The sequence below is a fragment of the Amorphoplanes friuliensis DSM 7358 genome (assembly GCF_000494755.1).
Lineage (GTDB): Bacteria > Actinomycetota > Actinomycetes > Mycobacteriales > Micromonosporaceae > Actinoplanes > Actinoplanes friuliensis.
The window spans coordinates 2633634-2649251 of record NC_022657.1; the positions used below are offsets into that span (position 1 = coordinate 2633634).

At 67.9% G+C, this 15618-nt stretch carries 14 protein-coding genes; 6 read left to right on the top strand and 8 right to left on the bottom strand.

From position 1 onward, the window contains the following. Positions 1-107: 107 nt before the first annotated feature. Positions 108-557 (bottom strand): (4Fe-4S)-binding protein, encoded by a 450-nt coding sequence (locus AFR_RS12350; protein ID WP_202963984.1) that lies wholly within the window; start codon positions 555-557, stop codon positions 108-110. Continuing rightward, entirely contained in the window at positions 511-837 is a 327-nt protein-coding gene (locus AFR_RS12355; protein ID WP_023360796.1) for a GNAT family N-acetyltransferase, read from the bottom strand. Before AFR_RS12355 ends, AFR_RS12350 begins: the two co-directional genes overlap by 47 nt. A 366-nt stretch (positions 838-1203) precedes the next feature. Between AFR_RS12355 and AFR_RS12360 the strand changes: the two genes are divergently transcribed. Continuing rightward, positions 1204-1716: a hypothetical protein gene (locus tag AFR_RS12360; RefSeq protein ID WP_238547270.1), complete on the top strand. Its 513-nt coding sequence runs from the start codon at positions 1204-1206 to the stop codon at positions 1714-1716. A gap of 395 nt (positions 1717-2111) precedes the next feature. On the opposite strand, the gene AFR_RS12365 is transcribed toward AFR_RS12360, so the two are convergent. Continuing rightward, on the bottom strand, positions 2112-3764 hold the full coding sequence (locus AFR_RS12365; protein WP_023360799.1) for an alpha/beta hydrolase: 1653 nt from the start codon (positions 3762-3764) through the stop codon (positions 2112-2114). A 146-nt stretch (positions 3765-3910) separates the two neighbouring features. Further along, positions 3911-4663 carry a helix-turn-helix domain-containing protein gene (locus AFR_RS12370; RefSeq protein ID WP_023360800.1) on the bottom strand — a complete coding sequence of 251 codons (753 nt, stop codon included), beginning with the start codon at positions 4661-4663 and terminating at the stop codon, positions 3911-3913. Positions 4664-4936: 273 nt separating this feature from the next. Here AFR_RS12370 and AFR_RS12375 point away from each other — a divergent pair, with 273 nt between their 5' ends. Together AFR_RS12375 and AFR_RS12380 are read left to right on the top strand one after the other, a co-directional pair. Next, positions 4937-7678 (top strand): ATP-binding protein, encoded by a 2742-nt coding sequence (locus AFR_RS12375; protein WP_023360801.1) that lies wholly within the window; start codon positions 4937-4939, stop codon positions 7676-7678. Between the two features lie 796 nt (positions 7679-8474). Then, the gene (locus AFR_RS12380; RefSeq protein WP_158510533.1) at positions 8475-9557 is read left to right on the top strand and encodes a sensor histidine kinase; all 1083 of its coding nucleotides are present in this window, start codon (positions 8475-8477) and stop codon (positions 9555-9557) included. A gap of 97 nt (positions 9558-9654) precedes the next feature. Here the strand turns inward: AFR_RS12380 and AFR_RS12385 are convergent, their stop codons facing one another. From AFR_RS12385 to AFR_RS12400, 4 genes are all read right to left on the bottom strand, one after another. Then, positions 9655-10020 (bottom strand): cupin domain-containing protein, encoded by a 366-nt coding sequence (locus AFR_RS12385; protein ID WP_202963985.1) that lies wholly within the window; start codon positions 10018-10020, stop codon positions 9655-9657. A 514-nt stretch (positions 10021-10534) separates the two neighbouring features. Continuing rightward, on the bottom strand, positions 10535-11443 hold the full coding sequence (locus AFR_RS12390) for an alpha/beta hydrolase (protein WP_023360804.1): 909 nt from the start codon (positions 11441-11443) through the stop codon (positions 10535-10537). Continuing rightward, positions 11443-11865, bottom strand: coding sequence for a DUF2255 family protein (locus AFR_RS48685; protein WP_084297988.1), 423 nt, complete (start codon positions 11863-11865; stop codon positions 11443-11445). Before AFR_RS48685 ends, AFR_RS12390 begins: the two co-directional genes overlap by 1 nt. A gap of 95 nt (positions 11866-11960) precedes the next feature. Continuing rightward, positions 11961-13163: a low temperature requirement protein A gene (locus AFR_RS12400; protein WP_084297989.1), complete on the bottom strand. Its 1203-nt coding sequence runs from the start codon at positions 13161-13163 to the stop codon at positions 11961-11963. 372 nt (positions 13164-13535) lie between these two features. On the opposite strand from AFR_RS12400, the gene AFR_RS12405 reads away from it, so the two are divergent. The 3 genes from AFR_RS12405 to AFR_RS47775 all read left to right on the top strand — a co-directional run bounded on the left by AFR_RS12405 (position 13536) and on the right by AFR_RS47775 (position 15496). After that, positions 13536-14414: a CPBP family intramembrane glutamic endopeptidase gene (locus AFR_RS12405; protein WP_023360807.1), complete on the top strand. Its 879-nt coding sequence runs from the start codon at positions 13536-13538 to the stop codon at positions 14412-14414. Positions 14415-14638: 224 nt separating this feature from the next. Then, positions 14639-14896: an alpha/beta fold hydrolase gene (locus AFR_RS47770; RefSeq protein ID WP_023360808.1), complete on the top strand. Its 258-nt coding sequence runs from the start codon at positions 14639-14641 to the stop codon at positions 14894-14896. Positions 14897-14980: 84 nt separating this feature from the next. After that, a complete protein-coding gene (locus tag AFR_RS47775; RefSeq protein WP_238547271.1) occupies positions 14981-15496 on the top strand; it encodes a DUF5996 family protein in 516 nt (171 codons plus the stop codon). The last annotated feature ends 122 nt before the right edge of the window (positions 15497-15618 follow it).

Here is a 15618-nt window from a genome sequence, read left to right on the forward strand (position 1 = left end):
GCCAACCTGGGTGACGGAGCTGACACCGGCAGCCAACGTGGTGAGACCGCGGCCGTGACGCGGGCGACAGCGGATGTCCGATCGAACAAAGACGCGCTCGGAGGCCGTCAGGTGCTGCGGCACGCGTTGTCACAGAACGGTCGCTGCGCTGATCGGCCGCAAGCGCACAGCGTCATCCGGTAACGCGGGTGAGGTTGCGTGCCGGGGCCGGTGAACGTCAGGTTGCCGTGCAGCAGGATCTGCCCGCGCTCGTTCGTGGTCACGACGGTGGGGTCGGGCGGTGTCTCCTCGACGCCTCCGTCGTGCCGGGTGTATTGCAACGCGCCGCTGGGGCAGCGTTCCACGACGGCGGCCAGCGCGGCGGCGGCAGCGTTGTCCGGGGCGATCCAGGGCCGTGCGGAGACGTCGAACACCTCCGGGAGCCCCCGCACGCACTCGGCGAAGTGCAGGCATCGACCGCCGTCGAACATGACAGTGATGTCGGATCCCGGGTAGGACTTCAGGTTCGGCTCACTCATCGTGCTCGCCCAGGACGGCGCGGGAGCTCTGGTCGCCACGGGTCAAATCTTGATACTCCGGGTGGGTCCTGATGAACCTCGCGATGAACGGACACGCCGGCACCACCCGCAAGCCCTTTCCGCGTACGTCGTCGAGGGCTTGACGCGCGAGCCGGCTGCCCATCCCTCGTCCTTCGTAGGCGATCGCCACCTCGGTGTGAATGAAGACGATCCGCTCCTTCTCGAGGTAATACACGGCAAAGCCCGCGAGATCGCCGTCCACCGCGATCTCGTAGCGATGCTGGGCGGGATTGTCGCGCACGTCGACGTTGTCGCTCATAGTGTCCTTTCGATGGGCGGCCTAAAGCGGACCGGGTTCGCCGTTCGGCGATCCTGAAGTGGCGTACTCGCCCCTCGGTCCGCTGTCAGCCAACACCGTGTTGTTGGAACACCGTCAAGCACCACCGGTCGGTACGCGGGCGGATCCTTGGAGCACCGTTCTCCGAGCTTCATGGCGATCGAGAGCGCTTGACTGTGTCCCCGGAACACAGTCTTGGATGGCCGGGTGTTCAACGAGTGGCGGCGGCGCCGAGCCATCCAGCGCATCAAGCTCGGGGACGGACGTGCGCTGAAGCGGTTCCGTTGGTGGCAGCCACTGTCCCGGTCGCTCTTCTATCTTCCCGCGGACGCCGGCGCGGGCCGGCCGGTGGACTACGCGGTCGACGTGAACCACATGAAGAGCAACGAAAACCTCGACACCGAAGCCCACCTGTATCGCGACGGCCGGCGCTTCGAACGGGCGAGGCTCCCCGCTGTCTTTCCGATCGAAGGCGGCGCGATTGAGGTGGAGACCTCAGCCTTCGGCCTCCGGCGGTGCCACTTCGTCGCTGACGACGGGACCGAGCAGCAGCTCGTGCCAGATCCCCGTTCGGCCGAGGGGCGCCGCGCCCGGCTCGACCGCGAGCATCCTTTGCTCAGCCGCGGGATCGGCGTGGTCTCCCTCGTTCTGATCCTCGTGCCGCTGACCCTCGGCATCCCGCAGACCGTCGAGTCGATCTCTCGGTTCCCACCGCTGGCCGAGCGGTTCGGTGTCTTCGAGTCGCCGTTCGACCTGTCGGCCTGGTTCAACATCGTGCTCGCGATCAGCGCAACGGTGGGCAGCACCGAGCGTGCCCTGCGCCTGCGGTACAACCGATGGCTGGACATGGTGGCGGACTGACGGCGGGTCAGCCCTCCGCCCGCAACTGCCGGCGGGCCAGCATTCTGGCGCGGTGGATGACGTCGAGCTGGGCCTCGTCGTGGAGTTCCCGCCCCGCATCGACGAAGGTCTGCCGCGTGGCTGACTTCTCCTTTCGACATGCGGGTCATCGCAGGCGGCCGAGATCTATCGTTTCGTACTGCTTAGAGCCGCTGTGACGGCGATCGGGCTCGTCGAGCAGGCCGAGACGGAGGTCGTGCCGGTGCTGCGCAAGGAGTTCGCTGCGCTCAAACCGGCCCCCGTGCCGGACGCCCCGACGCACGAGTCCCTGAAGGATGAGCGCGGCACCGGTCGGGCCGCCGGACGACGGGCGGCCCGGCCCTGGACGAATCTCAGGCCGGGCCAGGTGACAGGGCTTACGCGCAGGTCTTGTCGGTGGCGGGCAAAGCTCCGGTGGTGAGATAGGAAGTGAGGGCGCCGATCGCGCAGGCGTTCGGCCTCGGATGAATCAGCACGCCATGGCCGCTGGCGTCGACCGTGACCAGCACCGCATCCGAGCCCATCGCCCGGCGCATGCCGCGGGCCCCGCGCAGCGGGGTGGACGGGTCTCGGTAGTTCTGCAGAATCAGCACGTTACGCCGGCCGATCGGTTCGACCGTCGGCTCCGGTCCGACCGGCTGCACGGCCCACGCCGAGCAGGGCGCGATGTTCGCGGGAGCACCGGCGGTCAGCGGGAACGTGGCCCGGTCGGCCGCGACGTTGCGGGCGTAGGTCCCGACCTTGCGGGGCCAGGCCTTGTCGCCGCAGCTGTACGCCCACCCGACCGAGAGGAGGTTGTCCTGCGGAACATTCGGCAGCGTGCCGCTGGCGACCAGACCGTTGGCCAGGCCGGCCAGGAACGCACCATCGGCGGCGATGGCGTGTCCCGCGGCGACAGCACCGGCAGCGCGCCACAGCTGAGCCATCTGCGGAAGTGGCGCTTCCTCAGTGCCGATGAGCGCGGCGTCGCTGTAGGACAGGAGCCACGTGAACAGCCGGACGAAGTTGCCATTGATCGGGGCTGGCGTGTCCGCCAGCATGACTGGGTGGTGGTCGAGCCGAGCCGTCAGCGCCAGATAGTTCTTCCGCACCTGCCGTGGGGTGGTGCCGAGACGTACGGAGCCGGCGTTGGCGACGCCGAAGGCGGCGAGGTCGGGCCAGCGGTCCTCCATCGCGCCGCTGAAAGTCCGGAAATCGGCGTAGCCGCGGACATTCGGATCGACCGAGCTGTCGATCACCATCCGGTCGACGGTGCGCGGGAACAGCGCCCGATAGAGCGAGCCGAGGTACGTACCCCAGGAGAGGCCGTAGTAGGAAACCGTGCGCTCACCGAGCGCCCGGCGGATCTGGTCCATGTCGCGGGCGACGTTCGCGGTGGTGATGTGCTTCAGCAGGTCACCGGAGTTCGCGGCGCACTGCTTGGCCATTCGCTTCGCGAACGACACGTTCGTGCCGATCGAGCCGTCGGCGGCGGGGAACGAAAGAAGTGACAGCTGTAGGTCACGGATCAGCTCGTCGGCACCGCGGCCGCAGCTCATCGGCGTGCTGTAGCCGATACCGCGCGGGTCGAAAGCCACCAGGTCATAGCTGTCACGCACCTCGGCGGGCAACAGGGTGCCGAATGCGGTCGGCACGTCGAGGTTCGCGCTGGGGCCTCCGCCGTTGAGCATCAGGACGCCTTTGCGCTTCGCTGGGTCGGCTGCCGGGATGCGCGACACCTCCACCGAGATCGCCCGGCCGTGGGGGTGGCGGTAGTCGAGCGGCACCTGCAGCGTTGCGCACTGCTGTGGAGCCGGCGCATCGGTGGGACAGCTACCCCACCGCAGCTTGGACACCACTGATCGAGTGGTCCGCGTCGCGGCTTCGGCCGGAAGCGGCGACGCCGGCACACCGACGAACCGGTCCTGGGAGACCGGCGCGTCCACACTGTGCTGGACGGGGGAGGTGGCGGCGTGGGCCCAGGGCACGGCGACGAGGCCGGCGCCGGCGGTCACCAGGGCGGCCAGGATGCGGGGAAGCACACGGGACATCGCGATCTCCTGTCGGAAGGATCAACACCGTAAAGTCTTCCGGCATTGGAAACGGTGTTCCCACTACACAGTCAAGCCGAGCGGCAGCATGCAACCCTGATCGGAACCGGGACGCTGTTGGTCCACTCCAGTGTGCGGAGCGATCGTCAGTTCGACGCCGAGTGCTCGCCGTCCTGCAAAAGCCCTTGTGCGAGGGCACCGGCCCGTGAAAGGACGTCGATCTGGGCGGGGTTGTAGAATTCCACCACTGCTTGGATCACCGTCTGATGCGTGACGCCCCGATTTTTCGACAGGTGTCCTACCGGGTTTCTCAGCCAAGGATAGTCCAGAAGATTCTGCGCGAGAGTGGGCGCGAGCCGTTCTGCGAGCCGCTGCCGAGTGGCCTCGTCGGCATCCCCCGGTAGAGCGTTGATTTCATTCCCTACAGCGGCGGATTCGGCATCGACTTCCACCATTTGCCGCAAGTCCGCCAGAGCCGCCTCGTCGTAGAGCTGCGTATAGACGTGAAGAATCGAATTGTCCGCATCAGACAAGCGTGACGCGACGGGCTCGAACCCCGCCGGTGCATCGGCCGGCGCGTCACCCTGCAGGATCGCCGCGATATCGGCCCGAGCCTGCTGGATATGCTCAATGCTCGCCGCAAGTTTGCGGTCCAATTCTTGTAGCGCATCCGGGGTGCCTTCGCCTCCCGCGCTTACCTCATCGACCTGCGACAGTGGTATGCCCAGATCGGCGAGTCGCCGGATCCGCAGGAGCCGTACCAAATGCCTTACATCGTATTTTTTATACCCGTTGTACCCGCGGATCGGCTCGTCCAGCAGGCCAAGCCGGTGATAGTGCCGAATGGTGTTCACCGTGGCGCCTGCCAGTTCGGCAAGCTCGCGGGTGCTCCAGGGCATGTTCTGGTCCTTGTCTAGGAACGATGTTCGAGGTACCGGAGCTGTTGAGTCGATCGGCTCGGACACGCCAAGCTCCGGCTGCCCGGGCGTGGCGCTACCAGGCTCACACCGGCGGCCGAGCCCTCGCGTCGGTAACAACCGCGTAGTTGTCACGGCGTGGCACCCCGGGAAGTCACGCCGGTGATGAGTGACGATCCGGAGCTGTCGCGTGCCGCGTCCGGGACGACTACCGTGTCGGCTACGTGATCTGCGGCTTTGACAGAGGACGTTCTGGTGGATCTGGTGGGCCGGCGCGTAGAGCGTGAAGCGGTCGAGAAGTTCCTCTCGCTGGCGCGCGTCGGGCGCAGCGGCTCTCTGTTGGTGCGCGGGGAGGCTGGGATCGGCAAAACTGCCGTGCTCGAGCACGCCCGGCAGGCGGCGCTCGCCTCTCACTTCCGAGTGGAGTCCTCGGTCGGCGTCGAGTCCGAGACGCAGTTCGCCTTCGCCGGCCTGCACCAGCTGTGTGCGCCTCTGCTGGATCGCACCGGCGTGCTGTCCGAGCCGCAGCGGGACGCACTCGGCGTGGCGTTCGGACTCCACGGCGGCGCCGCGCCGGACCGGTTCCTGGTCGGCTTGGCCATCCTCAACCTGATGGCCGAGGTCGCCGAGGGGCAGCCGTTGCTGTGTCTGGTCGATGACGCTCAGTGGTTGGACGAGGCGTCAGCGGAGGTCCTGGCTTTCGTGGCCCGGCGGGTGGGGGCCGAAAGGCTCGCTCTCGTGTTCGGGCTGCGCGACAGTGACGACGCCGACCACCTTCCGTTCACCGGGTTGCCAGAGCTACGTCTGGAACGGCTCGGTGCGTCCGATGCGCGTGCGCTGCTCAGTGCCGCGGTGCGGACCCCGCTGGACGAGGGGGTGCGCGAACGAATCCTCGCCGAAGCGAGCGGCAACCCGTTGGCGCTGCTGGAGCTGCCCCGCAACATTCGGCCGGCCGACTTCGCGGGCGGATTCGAACTACCCGACGTGCTCGACGTCCCGCACCGCATCGAGGAGGGCTTCCGGCGCCGTTCGGCCAGCCTGCCGCCCGAAACGCAGTTGCTGCTGCTGGTGGCCGCGTCCGAACCGACAGGCGACGCGGCGTTGCTGTGGCGCGCGGCCGCGCGCCTGAACCTCGTTCGCGAGGCTGCGGTGCCCGCGGAGATCGCCGGGCTGTTGGAGATCGGCGTTCGGGTACGGTTCCGTCACCCGCTGGTGCGGTCGGCGGTCTATCGGGCAGCCACGCCGCCGGACCGTCGTCGCGCCCACGGCGCGCTGGCCGATTCGACCGACCCGAAGGCCGACCCGGACCGCAGGGCCTGGCAGCGGGCGCAGTCGGTGCTCGGCGTCGACGAAGAAGCTGCCGAAGGTTTGGAGCGCTCGGCCGAACGGGCGCGGGCCCGCGGGGGTATGGCCGCCGCGGCCGCGTTCCTGCAGCGCGCCGCCGAGCTGACGCCGGAGCCTGCGCTGCGTGCGCAGCGCGCGCTGGACGCGGCGCATGCCAAGCACGAGGCAGGCGCCACCGAGGCCGCCCTCGAGCTGCTGGCGGTCGCGGCCGCCGGGCCACTGGATGCCCTGCCCCGCGCCCGCCTCGATCTGCTCCTCGCCCAGATCGCGTTCTATCAGAGCCGGGGCAGTGATGTGCCGGGGATGCTGCTCGATGCCGCCAAGACACTCGCCCCTCTGAACCCGGCGCTGGCCCGCGAGACTTATCTGCACGCCATCGATGCCGCGATCCACGCCGGCCGCCTCGTCCATGGCCGCGGCTTGCTCGAGGCGGCCGAAGCCGCCCTCGAGGCGCCTGCGCCCTCGACGCCACCGCAGCCGGTCGATCTGCTGCTGGACGGACTGGCCACGAGATTCACGCGGGGGTACGAGGTAAGCGTCGGTCCGCTGCGCCGGGCACTCGAGACGCTCCGCGACCACGGTTCCCGAACTGGTGACGGTGACCTTCGCTGGCTGTGGCTGGCCTGCCATGTCGCGGCGATGCTGTGGGATGACGAGGCGCTTTACGTCCTGGCCGGCCGCGCGGTCCGGCTCTCCCGCGAGGCCGGCGCGCTGTCCATGCTTCCCGCCGCGCTCAATGCCCTGGCCTCGGTGCTCGTGCTCACCGGCGACCTCGGCCGCGCCGCTGAGCTGGCCGCCGAGGAGACCGCGATCACGCAGGCCACGGGGGCTCCGCCGCTGCCCAACGCCCGGCTCATGCTGGCCGTCTGGCGTGGACAGCAGCCCGAGGCGCTGGAGCTGTACTCAGCCATGGTCGAGGAGGCGACCGGGCGGGGGGAGGGAGCAACGGTCGGCCTGGCTCAGGCCACGCTGGCAGCACTGCACAACGGGCTGGGCAACTACGACGAGGCTCTCGCCGCCGCACAGCCGCCTTGGGAGTACGACGACCTGGCGTACAGCAGTCTCGCCCTGCCCGAGCTGATCGAAGCGGCATCCCGTGCCGGTCAGCCGAAACGTGCGTTCGCCGCGCTGGAGCAGCTCACCTCCCGCGCCCGCGCCAGTGGGACGCAGTTCGCGCTGGGGCTGACTGCGCGTTCACGGGCGCTGCTCACCACCGGTCCGGCTGCCGAGGAGCACTACCGCCAGGCGATCGAGCGGCTCAGCGACTGCCGGATGGCCGTCTACCTCGCCCGCACCCACCTCGTCTACGGCGAATGGCTACGCCGCGAAGGCCGCCGTCAGGATGCCCGCGATCAGCTCCGCACCGCCTACAAGCTGCTCTCGGACATGGGCGCGGAAGCCTTCGCGGCGCGGGCCGCCCGCGAGTTGCGCGCCACCGGCGAGCACCCGAGCAAACGCAACGCCGAACCCGCCGACGCACTCACCGCCCACGAACTGCACATCGCCCGCCTCGTGGCAACCGGACTTACCTCCCGCGAGGTCGGCGCGCAGCTGTTCCTCAGCCCACGAACCATCGAAACCCACTTGCGCAACATCTTCCGCAAGCTCGGCATCACCTCACGCCGGGAGCTCAAAGAGCTCCATCTTCCGTGACACGGCCGGTGCAGCCGCGCCGAAGATCGGGTCGCCTATGGCGAACTACTTCGACCATCGCGTGTCATCTGCCGTTGTCCACAACACGCCGTCCAGAAGGAGTGGCCAAGCCGCCCGTGGTATCTCGCCGTGCGAACGGCTTGGCAGCGGCCCCTGATGTCGCGACCGGCGCCAAACCGACCATCAACGCCGCGGTTATGGCGATCACCCCGCTCGCCGTGTTCGAGCGTCGGGACGTGAGCGGAGGTTCGGTGGTGTGCTGGGCCATGGCGGGCTCCTCGAACAGGCTTGGCGGAACGTCGCACGGCCGCATCCGGGCCGCATCAATACCGTGCCCTCCGCTGCCTGGCCGGCACATCTGGCGCGAGCACGAACTTCGGCTTGCGACCTGCGACGGAGGCCGGGCCGAGGCGATTGCGTCGCCGGTATGAATCTCGTCGGCCGGCCGCGGTGGACAGGTCGCTCCAGGTGCCGGCGTCGGTAGCATCGGTCCAGACCCGTCGGTAGCTTGGCTGCCGGCATGACCGGCGCGGGAACTGGACCGGCAAGAAATGGCGTGAATAGGTGAAAGGCAATGGATGAACCCCAGGGGTTCGCCAAGTCAGCCGCACGGAGACGTTTTCTCGACGACTGGGTCCGACGACTGGACGCGCTGGGACTGAGCACACCGTTCCGGCGCGACTCCGCGCTCGCGGCTGTGGTAGCGGTCCTGACGGCCGGCCTGTACCTGCTTCCCAGTGGTGCCCATCCAGTGGCCTCCGTTGTCCCCGCGGACGTCCCCATTCTGATCTTGTTGATGGCGCAGGCAGCAGTCCTCTGTTTTCGCCGGGTCCGGCCGATCTGGTGCGCATTCTCGGTTCTCGCCCTGCAGATCTGCCTGGCCTCAGTAGCGGTGCCGGGCGAGGGTCTGCGAGGAATGGCACTACTCATAGCCGTCTACACCTGCGGCACGATGCTGCCCGGACCACGCGCCTACGTTGTGGCCGCGCTCGCGGCGTTCGTCGAGATCGGGAGCTTCGTGGTGCTCAGCGCGATTCCTGCGGCCGTCGCCGCGGACGCCGCCGCGTCGCCCTGGCCGCTGGTCACGCGCTTCTCCGGGCAGTTCTTCCTGACGCTGCTGCTGTACGGCACAGCGGCTCTGCTCGGCCGCAGCGCGACGATCCGCCGGCGTTACACCGAGATCGTCGAGCTCCGCGCGGCCGAGGTTGCGGAAAATCTCCGTGTTCGCACCGAAGCCGCCCTGGCCGCCGAGCGCACTCGGATGGCGCGCGAGTTGCACGATGTTGCTGCCCATCACCTGACGGCCCTCATCGTTCAAGCCACCGTTGTGGAACGGATGCTCGACCGGGACCCCGACGCCGCTCGCCGCGCCGCCGCCGCCATCCGTACCGAGGGCAGGAGTGCGCTGGGAAATCTGCGGTCGGTGGTGGGCACCCTCCGCGAGACCGGGCCGATCGAACCCGATGGCGCGGCCGTACCGGGACTGCAGGGGATCAGCGAACTGGTGGCCAGCCACGCGGACACGGGGATTCACCCGAAGTTGATCGTGTCGGGCAAAGCCGGCGACCTGTCGGCGGCGGCGGAGCTGACCTTCTACCGCGTGGCGCAGGAAGCACTTTCCAACGCTCGCGATCACGCCCCGGGCGCCGAGGTGACCATCAAGATCGACCACCGCAAGGAGGTCAGTGTGCTCGAGGTTCTCAACGGCCCGGCGACAGCTGGGCCGGTGCGAGCCGACCGTCACCATCGGGGATTCGGCCTGATCGGCATGCGCGAGCGGGCCGGCCTGGTCGGCGCCGCCTTGACCGCGGGTCCGACTCCACACGGCGGTTGGTCGGTCAAGCTGACCGTTCCTCGTGAGAGCGGCCGGCGTTCGTGACTGAGTGCTCCGGGTCTGACCGTCCGCTGGGTTTCGCCGCTCAGCACCATCCTGGTTGAGCGCTGTGCTCACGGTCGTACTCGGCGAGCATGTGCACCTAGGCGGGCAGCACCTCGGCGATCTTCTCCGGACCCCAGGCCGGTGCTGACTCGCCGGCCCGCGGCTCGTCGCCCGCATCCAGGAACATGCCTTCCGGGCCGCCAGGGGAGTACATGAAGACCATCCGTGCGCTGTGCACTCCGCGGTTGAAGAAGGAGTGGCTGATACCCGGCGGTACCAAGACGAAGTCTCCCTGCCGCGCAGTGAACCGACGATCGCCGTCCAGAAACTCGAGCTCACCGGAGAGAAGGTAGAACGCCTCGCTCTCACTCCTGTGCGCATGCGGATCGGAACCACGCCCTGGTGGGACAGTCGCGTCAATGAAACCGAGCGCGACACCCGTGTTGGCTGCGATGGCCTTCACCGTGTAAACGTCACCGCCACCCATTTGGTGACGCCTTCGCCCGCCGGGACGTACATCGCGCCCGGTCGGCGACAGCGCGGGTCATCCGGGTCGACGGCGGGTATGGGGAAGACTCATTGCATTCTCTGTTCCAGGAACATGGTCGAGGACACATCGCACGAACATGGTTGAGCTGAGCAGTCGCCGCGAGACCGTGGACGTTCTGCGTCCCAGCGCCTGAAAACGGGCCGCACGAGCCGCTCGAATGGTTTCATGCGCCGCCGCCGGTAGCGTCGGCGACTCCGAGGCGACCTTCACCTGGACTATCACGTCACCGACCGCGTCCATGTCGGATGTGCTGAATCAGAGTCCGTTCGGGCCTTTCCGCAGGACGCTCCAGCGCTCCGACCGGAGCAAGGCCGAGGCATGCATCAACCACCCCGCCGCCGGCTACCGGGAGCCGGTCGGCAACTACCGGTTCCCGAGGACGTGCTGTTTGTTCTGGGGCCGCCGTGACGTCGACCGGACCGCGGCGCTACAGGCAGTTCTCGTAAAAGATGGCGAGGCGGTCGACGGCGGCGTCGACGTACTCGGGGACGTCGTACATCTGATAGTGGCGGGCGCCCGGGACGATCAAGCGGTCGACGGGGTTGGGGGCGAGTTTCCACAGCCGTTCCGCGGATGTGTCGAAGCCGGTGCCTTCAAGGTGTTCGGCCAGGACAAGTTGCAAGGGCTGGGTCATCAGCTGGTCGACCAGGTGGAACGCGTCGTAGCCGAGAAGGAGTGAGTCGCTGCGGGACAGGCGGCGGTTGGTCGAGTGCTCGTTGTGGCCGCGTTCGGTGCGGTAGTAGGTGATGGCTTGCCGCAGGTCGATGTCGGTCACCCCGGCGGCATCGGCCTCCGCCATGGTGTCGGGAAGCCAGTTCTCGCGGGTCAGCACGCCGGTGCGGGTCTCCTCGAGGCGTGCCTCGGCGAGCACGTCGAGGGCGACAGCGGGGCCGTCGGCTTGAAAGCCGCGGAACGAGGCGCCGATCTCGCCGGGGTCGACGGCGCCGACAGCTTTGATGCGGTGGTCGGTGCGGGCGGTGTGGATGGCGTAGCCGCCGCCGGCGCAGATGCCGAGGATGCCGATGCGGTGGGGGTCGATGCCGGGAAGGGCGCTGAGGGTGTCGATGGCGTACGAGATGTCTTCGCCGCGGCGGTAGGGGTCTTCCAGGTCGCGGGGTTCGCCGCCGCTCTGGCCCTGATGGGCGGGGTCGAAAACGAGCGCGGCGATGCCCCGCGCGGCCAGGCGGGAGGCGTAGTTGGCGCCGATCTGCTCCTTGACGCTGCTGCCGGGCGTGGAGAGCACAACGGCACGCAGTGGTGTCGACTCGTCGACGCTGTGGGGCAGGTGCAGCTCGGCAGCGAGCTCGAACGGCCCACGGGGAATCGTGATGTGCATCAGGCAGCGCCTTTCAGATCAGAAGTAGCGGGTTCGGCGAGCGGGACCACGCGAAGCGTCGCCTCTCGAGCCGGTGGTCGCATCATCCGGCGGACGCCCGAATCGTTGCCGTATCGGGCTCTCAGCGCGTGGTCGACCTCGTCCTCCCGGCCGGCGTCGGCGATGAACGCGACCCTGATCCGGCGGCCGTCGACGTCGATCTCACCTCGACCCGTGCGGATTGCACCTTGGTACCAGGTGCCACCGGTCCCGTTCAGCGACCGGATGAGCTCGTCCTGGCCGAGGCGGACATGTCCGATCTGTACGAAGGGCCGTAGCGTCCCGTCCGATCGTGCTCCAGCGACGTGGATCAGTGGCGAGAGATCAAGTGCCGCCAGCTCAGCTGCGGACCACGCGCGAGTGTGCGGTGATTCAGTGCTCATGGGCTGTCCTCGTGTCCGTTCGAATGCGCAGCTCGCTTCGACAAACACCGTGTCGGGGCGCTGGTCGACTCTGTACGCAGTGGCGAATACTTGACCTACGCGCTGACTGCGGTGTCCCCGGACCCGGCCGGCAGCTGCGTCGTTCGGTCCAGAGGGTCATGCCATACCAGGGCGACCACCACGCCGGTGAGGATGACGGCGGTGAGCGCGAACGGGACAGGGATGAGCGGGTCGACGAGGACGAGGACCGCTCCGGCCGGAACGATGACGTTGATGTGGCGCCCGGCGCTGCGACGCATCACGAGTAGCCAGGTCCCGAGGATGAAGACGGCGATCGGAACGGTGTAGGCGAAGGACGCGACCACCGGGTGGAGCTCACTGTGGCCGGTGATCACATCCACCTCGGCTTCGATTCCGGCCGAGAGCGCGCCGGCCGCGGCGAAGATGAAGTAGTGACCGTAGCCGTATCCGAGCGAGAGACCCAGACCGCCGATGGCGGTGTGGTGCGGCGCCCAGAAGTACACCCACCACAACGCGGCCGTGACGACCAGGGTGAGCACGGCCACCCCGATCAGCCGACCGACTGCGTCTCCCTCATGCAGTGCCTCGATGATCGCGTTGGCCGAGGCCAGCAGACTCTCGCCCAGCAGGATGAGGGTGAACAGCCCGAACCGTTCGCTCAGGTGATGCGGATGCCAGGGGGTTCCGCCCCGTCGTTCCGCGAAGATCGGCACCGAGAGCTCGGCCCCGAACAGGACGATGACAGCGGCCCAGAATGCTGCGGCGGGCAGGAGCAGCGAGGCCAGCCAAAGGATCTGCACGGCGGCGATCCCGACGGCGTAGGTGGTGGTGGACCGCCGAGCGTCTCCGGCCGAGCGTGACGCGCGCACCCAGAGCGCGACGAGCGCGATACGCATCACGACGTAGGCCAACACCAGTACGACGTAGTCCTGGTCCTCGAACGCCGCCTGTATGCCGGAGGCGAGCACGAGCACGCCGCCCATCTGCACGATGGTCAACAGGCGGTAGAGCCAGTCGTCGGTGTCGAACGAGGTGGCGAACCACGTGAAGTTCATCCACGCCCACCAGATCCCGAAGAACACGACGGCGTAGTTGACGATGCCTTCGAACAGATGCGCTTCGCTGAGCTGGTGGTGGAGCTGGACCGAAGCGATGCTGACCGCGACGACAAAGACCAAGTCGAAGAACAGCTCCAGCGACGACGCGGTCCGGCCGGTCTCGTTCGGGTCGCGTGGCCACATCGGCACGAGCCGGAAGCGAGATGTGGGTGCATTCATAGAGGCTCACTCAGCTCGACTCATCGGGATCTCAGTGAAGACCCTGTTGTCAGAACAGGGTCAAGCACCTTGGCCGCTCCGACCGCTCGCTTTCAGCGCGACGTTGCCGCCTACCGGCTGGCGTGTCCGTTGAACGGTGCGGGTGCGGCCGACATCATGTCTCGCGCCTATTCACCGGCGCCCCGCGGCGGACACGGCGCACGGTGCTCAGGATCGTCCGCTCTCCTTGACTGTGTGGCCAGCACACGGTTTCTCCTGGACACCCGACGTCGAGATCCAGTCGACGGAATCCGTTGACGAACCGGGAGGGCGGCGCCGTCGGCACCTCCCGGACGCATCCGCGCCAAGTTCCGCGCAGAGAGGACACACCCCATGAGCAACGTCGAATATCACCGGGTTTACGCGGGTGAGCGCCGCCGGGTCGGTCGCGGCCTTCTCGCGATCGCGCTCCTGCTCGGCGGCTTGCTTGTTGTCAGTGTCGTGCTGTCGGTGGTCGCGACTGTTCTGGACGACCGGGGCGCCGACGGCGCCTACACGCCGATGATGCATGCGGCCGCGATGTTGTCGCTGGCGCTGCTCATCCCGTGGAGCATGGCCATTCAGCGCTGGCTCTACGGCTTGCCGGGAAGTTCGCTGCATTCGGTGTTCTCGCGTTTCCGTTTCGCTTTGTTCGGCCGTGCGCTGCTGCTGATCGGTCCGGCCCTGGTGGCGGCTCTGGTAGTGAGCGACTACCTTGCGCCCGAGCCGCGAAACGTGTGGTCGGACACCGATGTGCTGTGGATGGTGGCGGCCACTCTTCTGCTCACTCCGTTACAGGCTGCGGGCGAGGAGTACGGCTTTCGCGGGCTCATCTTCCGGGCTGCCGGGGGCTGGACCCGAGGCGCCCGGTCGGGTCTTGTCGTCGGTCTGATCACCATGACGGTGGCCTTCGCGGCGAGCCACGCGGCCGGCGACCCCTGGCTGAATTTGTGGTACGTAGTGCTCGCCGTGGGCACGGGCCTCATCACCTGGCGTACCGGTGGCCTCGAGGTTGCGATCGTTCTGCACGCGCTGTGGAATACGCTGGGTTTCGTCTTTTCCATCGCGATGCGCAGCGATCTGAACGCCGTCGTGACCGATCGTGATGCTGGAGCCGCGACCGCCGCCACACTCATCCCGTGCGCGGTCGTCGTCGTCACCGTGGCGATCGTCTGGTACACCACCCCGCGCATCGGACCGCTGGCCGCTGAGGCCGGCTCGAACCCGGCGTGACGCTCGGATCCGTATGCATCATCGATACGAGCCGGCCCTTGCGGTAGGTTCCCGGACACCTTCAGGAAGGCCACGTAGTCCTCGGTCCGTTCGTCGTCGGAGCGGCTGAAGATCGTCTTGATCGTTCCGAACTCGGCGCTGCTGCCGGACGCGGAGTCAGAGACCGGCCTCGACCTGCCGGCAGACGGGGCCGTTGTCGTCATTCATCGGGGTCGGAAATCGTCGTGGTCCACGGCGCGTTCGCCGAGTCCGCCAGCTGGGGCGGCGTCATCCAGCGGCTGCTCGGTGACCGCTACGCGGTTGTCGCCGCGCCCAATGCGCTGCGCAGCTTGTCCGGCGATTTCGCCGTGGCCTCAAGCCTGCTGAGCACGCTCGACGGGCCGGTCGTGTTGATCGGTCACTCCTACGGGGGCATCTTCAACGCCGCCGTAGGTCACGACCACGTCAAGGCGCTCGCAGTTCAGCGCCGACCTTCCAGCTGAACGGCCGCCCTCGACGCGGTCGCCCAGCATCCGCCGAACACCTCCGCGCTCAACGAAGGCTCCGGTGAGCCTGCGTGGAAGAGTGTGCCGTCCTGGTTCATCAACCCGGAGCTCGACGACAACATCCCGCTCGAGGTCCACCGCTTCATGGTCAAGCGGGCTGGAGCCCGGGCCGCCGTGGAACTCGCCGGCGTGTCTCATGCGTCCCCGCCTCGGAGCCCGTCGCGGTGGCCGAGATCATCCTCGACGCCGCCCGCTCGATCGGCTGATGCGTTGGAGAAGACGATCACAGGTTCGTGGCCCGGCTGCGCCAGGCGGGTGCTGGACCGCTTCCGCTCGGAGTTCGTGGGCAGGGCCAGCCCGGTGCACTTCTTCTGGAATGCGATGGACCTGGCGTACACCCGCTTCTCCGGGCGCGATGCTCGGCAATACCCGGGTGGATTGCCCAACTGCCCGCCGTCGGTGATGCACGGGGGCTGTTCGCACGAGCCGGTCAGCTTCGGCTTCTGGCCGGGTGGCGGTGCGGACGGCACGTTCTCCGCGTACCCATATCCGGAACCGTTGGGCTATCGCGAGCGGATGATCAATATGACGGCCTGAGCGGGTCCGAGGCGAGGGCCGGGGCCGCGGCAGATCTCGGCGGTATGTGCGGCCGGCTTCGACCAGGACACATTGTGTCCTTGTGTTGTGTGATCACACGGCCAAATCCTTCCTGTACGTGA

Coding starts and splice junctions, on each gene's coding strand:
- AFR_RS12355 (WP_023360796.1), bottom strand. CDS start 837: ATGAGCGACAACGTCGACGTGCGCGACAATCCCGCCCAGCATCGCTAC.
- AFR_RS12365 (WP_023360799.1), bottom strand. CDS start 3,764: ATGTCCCGTGTGCTTCCCCGCATCCTGGCCGCCCTGGTGACCGCCGGC.
- AFR_RS12370 (WP_023360800.1), bottom strand. CDS start 4,663: ATGCCCTGGAGCACCCGCGAGCTTGCCGAACTGGCAGGCGCCACGGTG.
- AFR_RS12380 (WP_158510533.1), top strand. CDS start 8,475: ATGGCGCAGGCAGCAGTCCTCTGTTTTCGCCGGGTCCGGCCGATCTGG.
- AFR_RS12390 (WP_023360804.1), bottom strand. CDS start 11,443: ATGCACATCACGATTCCCCGTGGGCCGTTCGAGCTCGCTGCCGAGCTG.
- AFR_RS48685 (WP_084297988.1), bottom strand. CDS start 11,865: ATGAGCACTGAATCACCGCACACTCGCGCGTGGTCCGCAGCTGAGCTG.
- AFR_RS12400 (WP_084297989.1), bottom strand. CDS start 13,163: ATGAATGCACCCACATCTCGCTTCCGGCTCGTGCCGATGTGGCCACGC.
- AFR_RS12405 (WP_023360807.1), top strand. CDS start 13,536: ATGAGCAACGTCGAATATCACCGGGTTTACGCGGGTGAGCGCCGCCGG.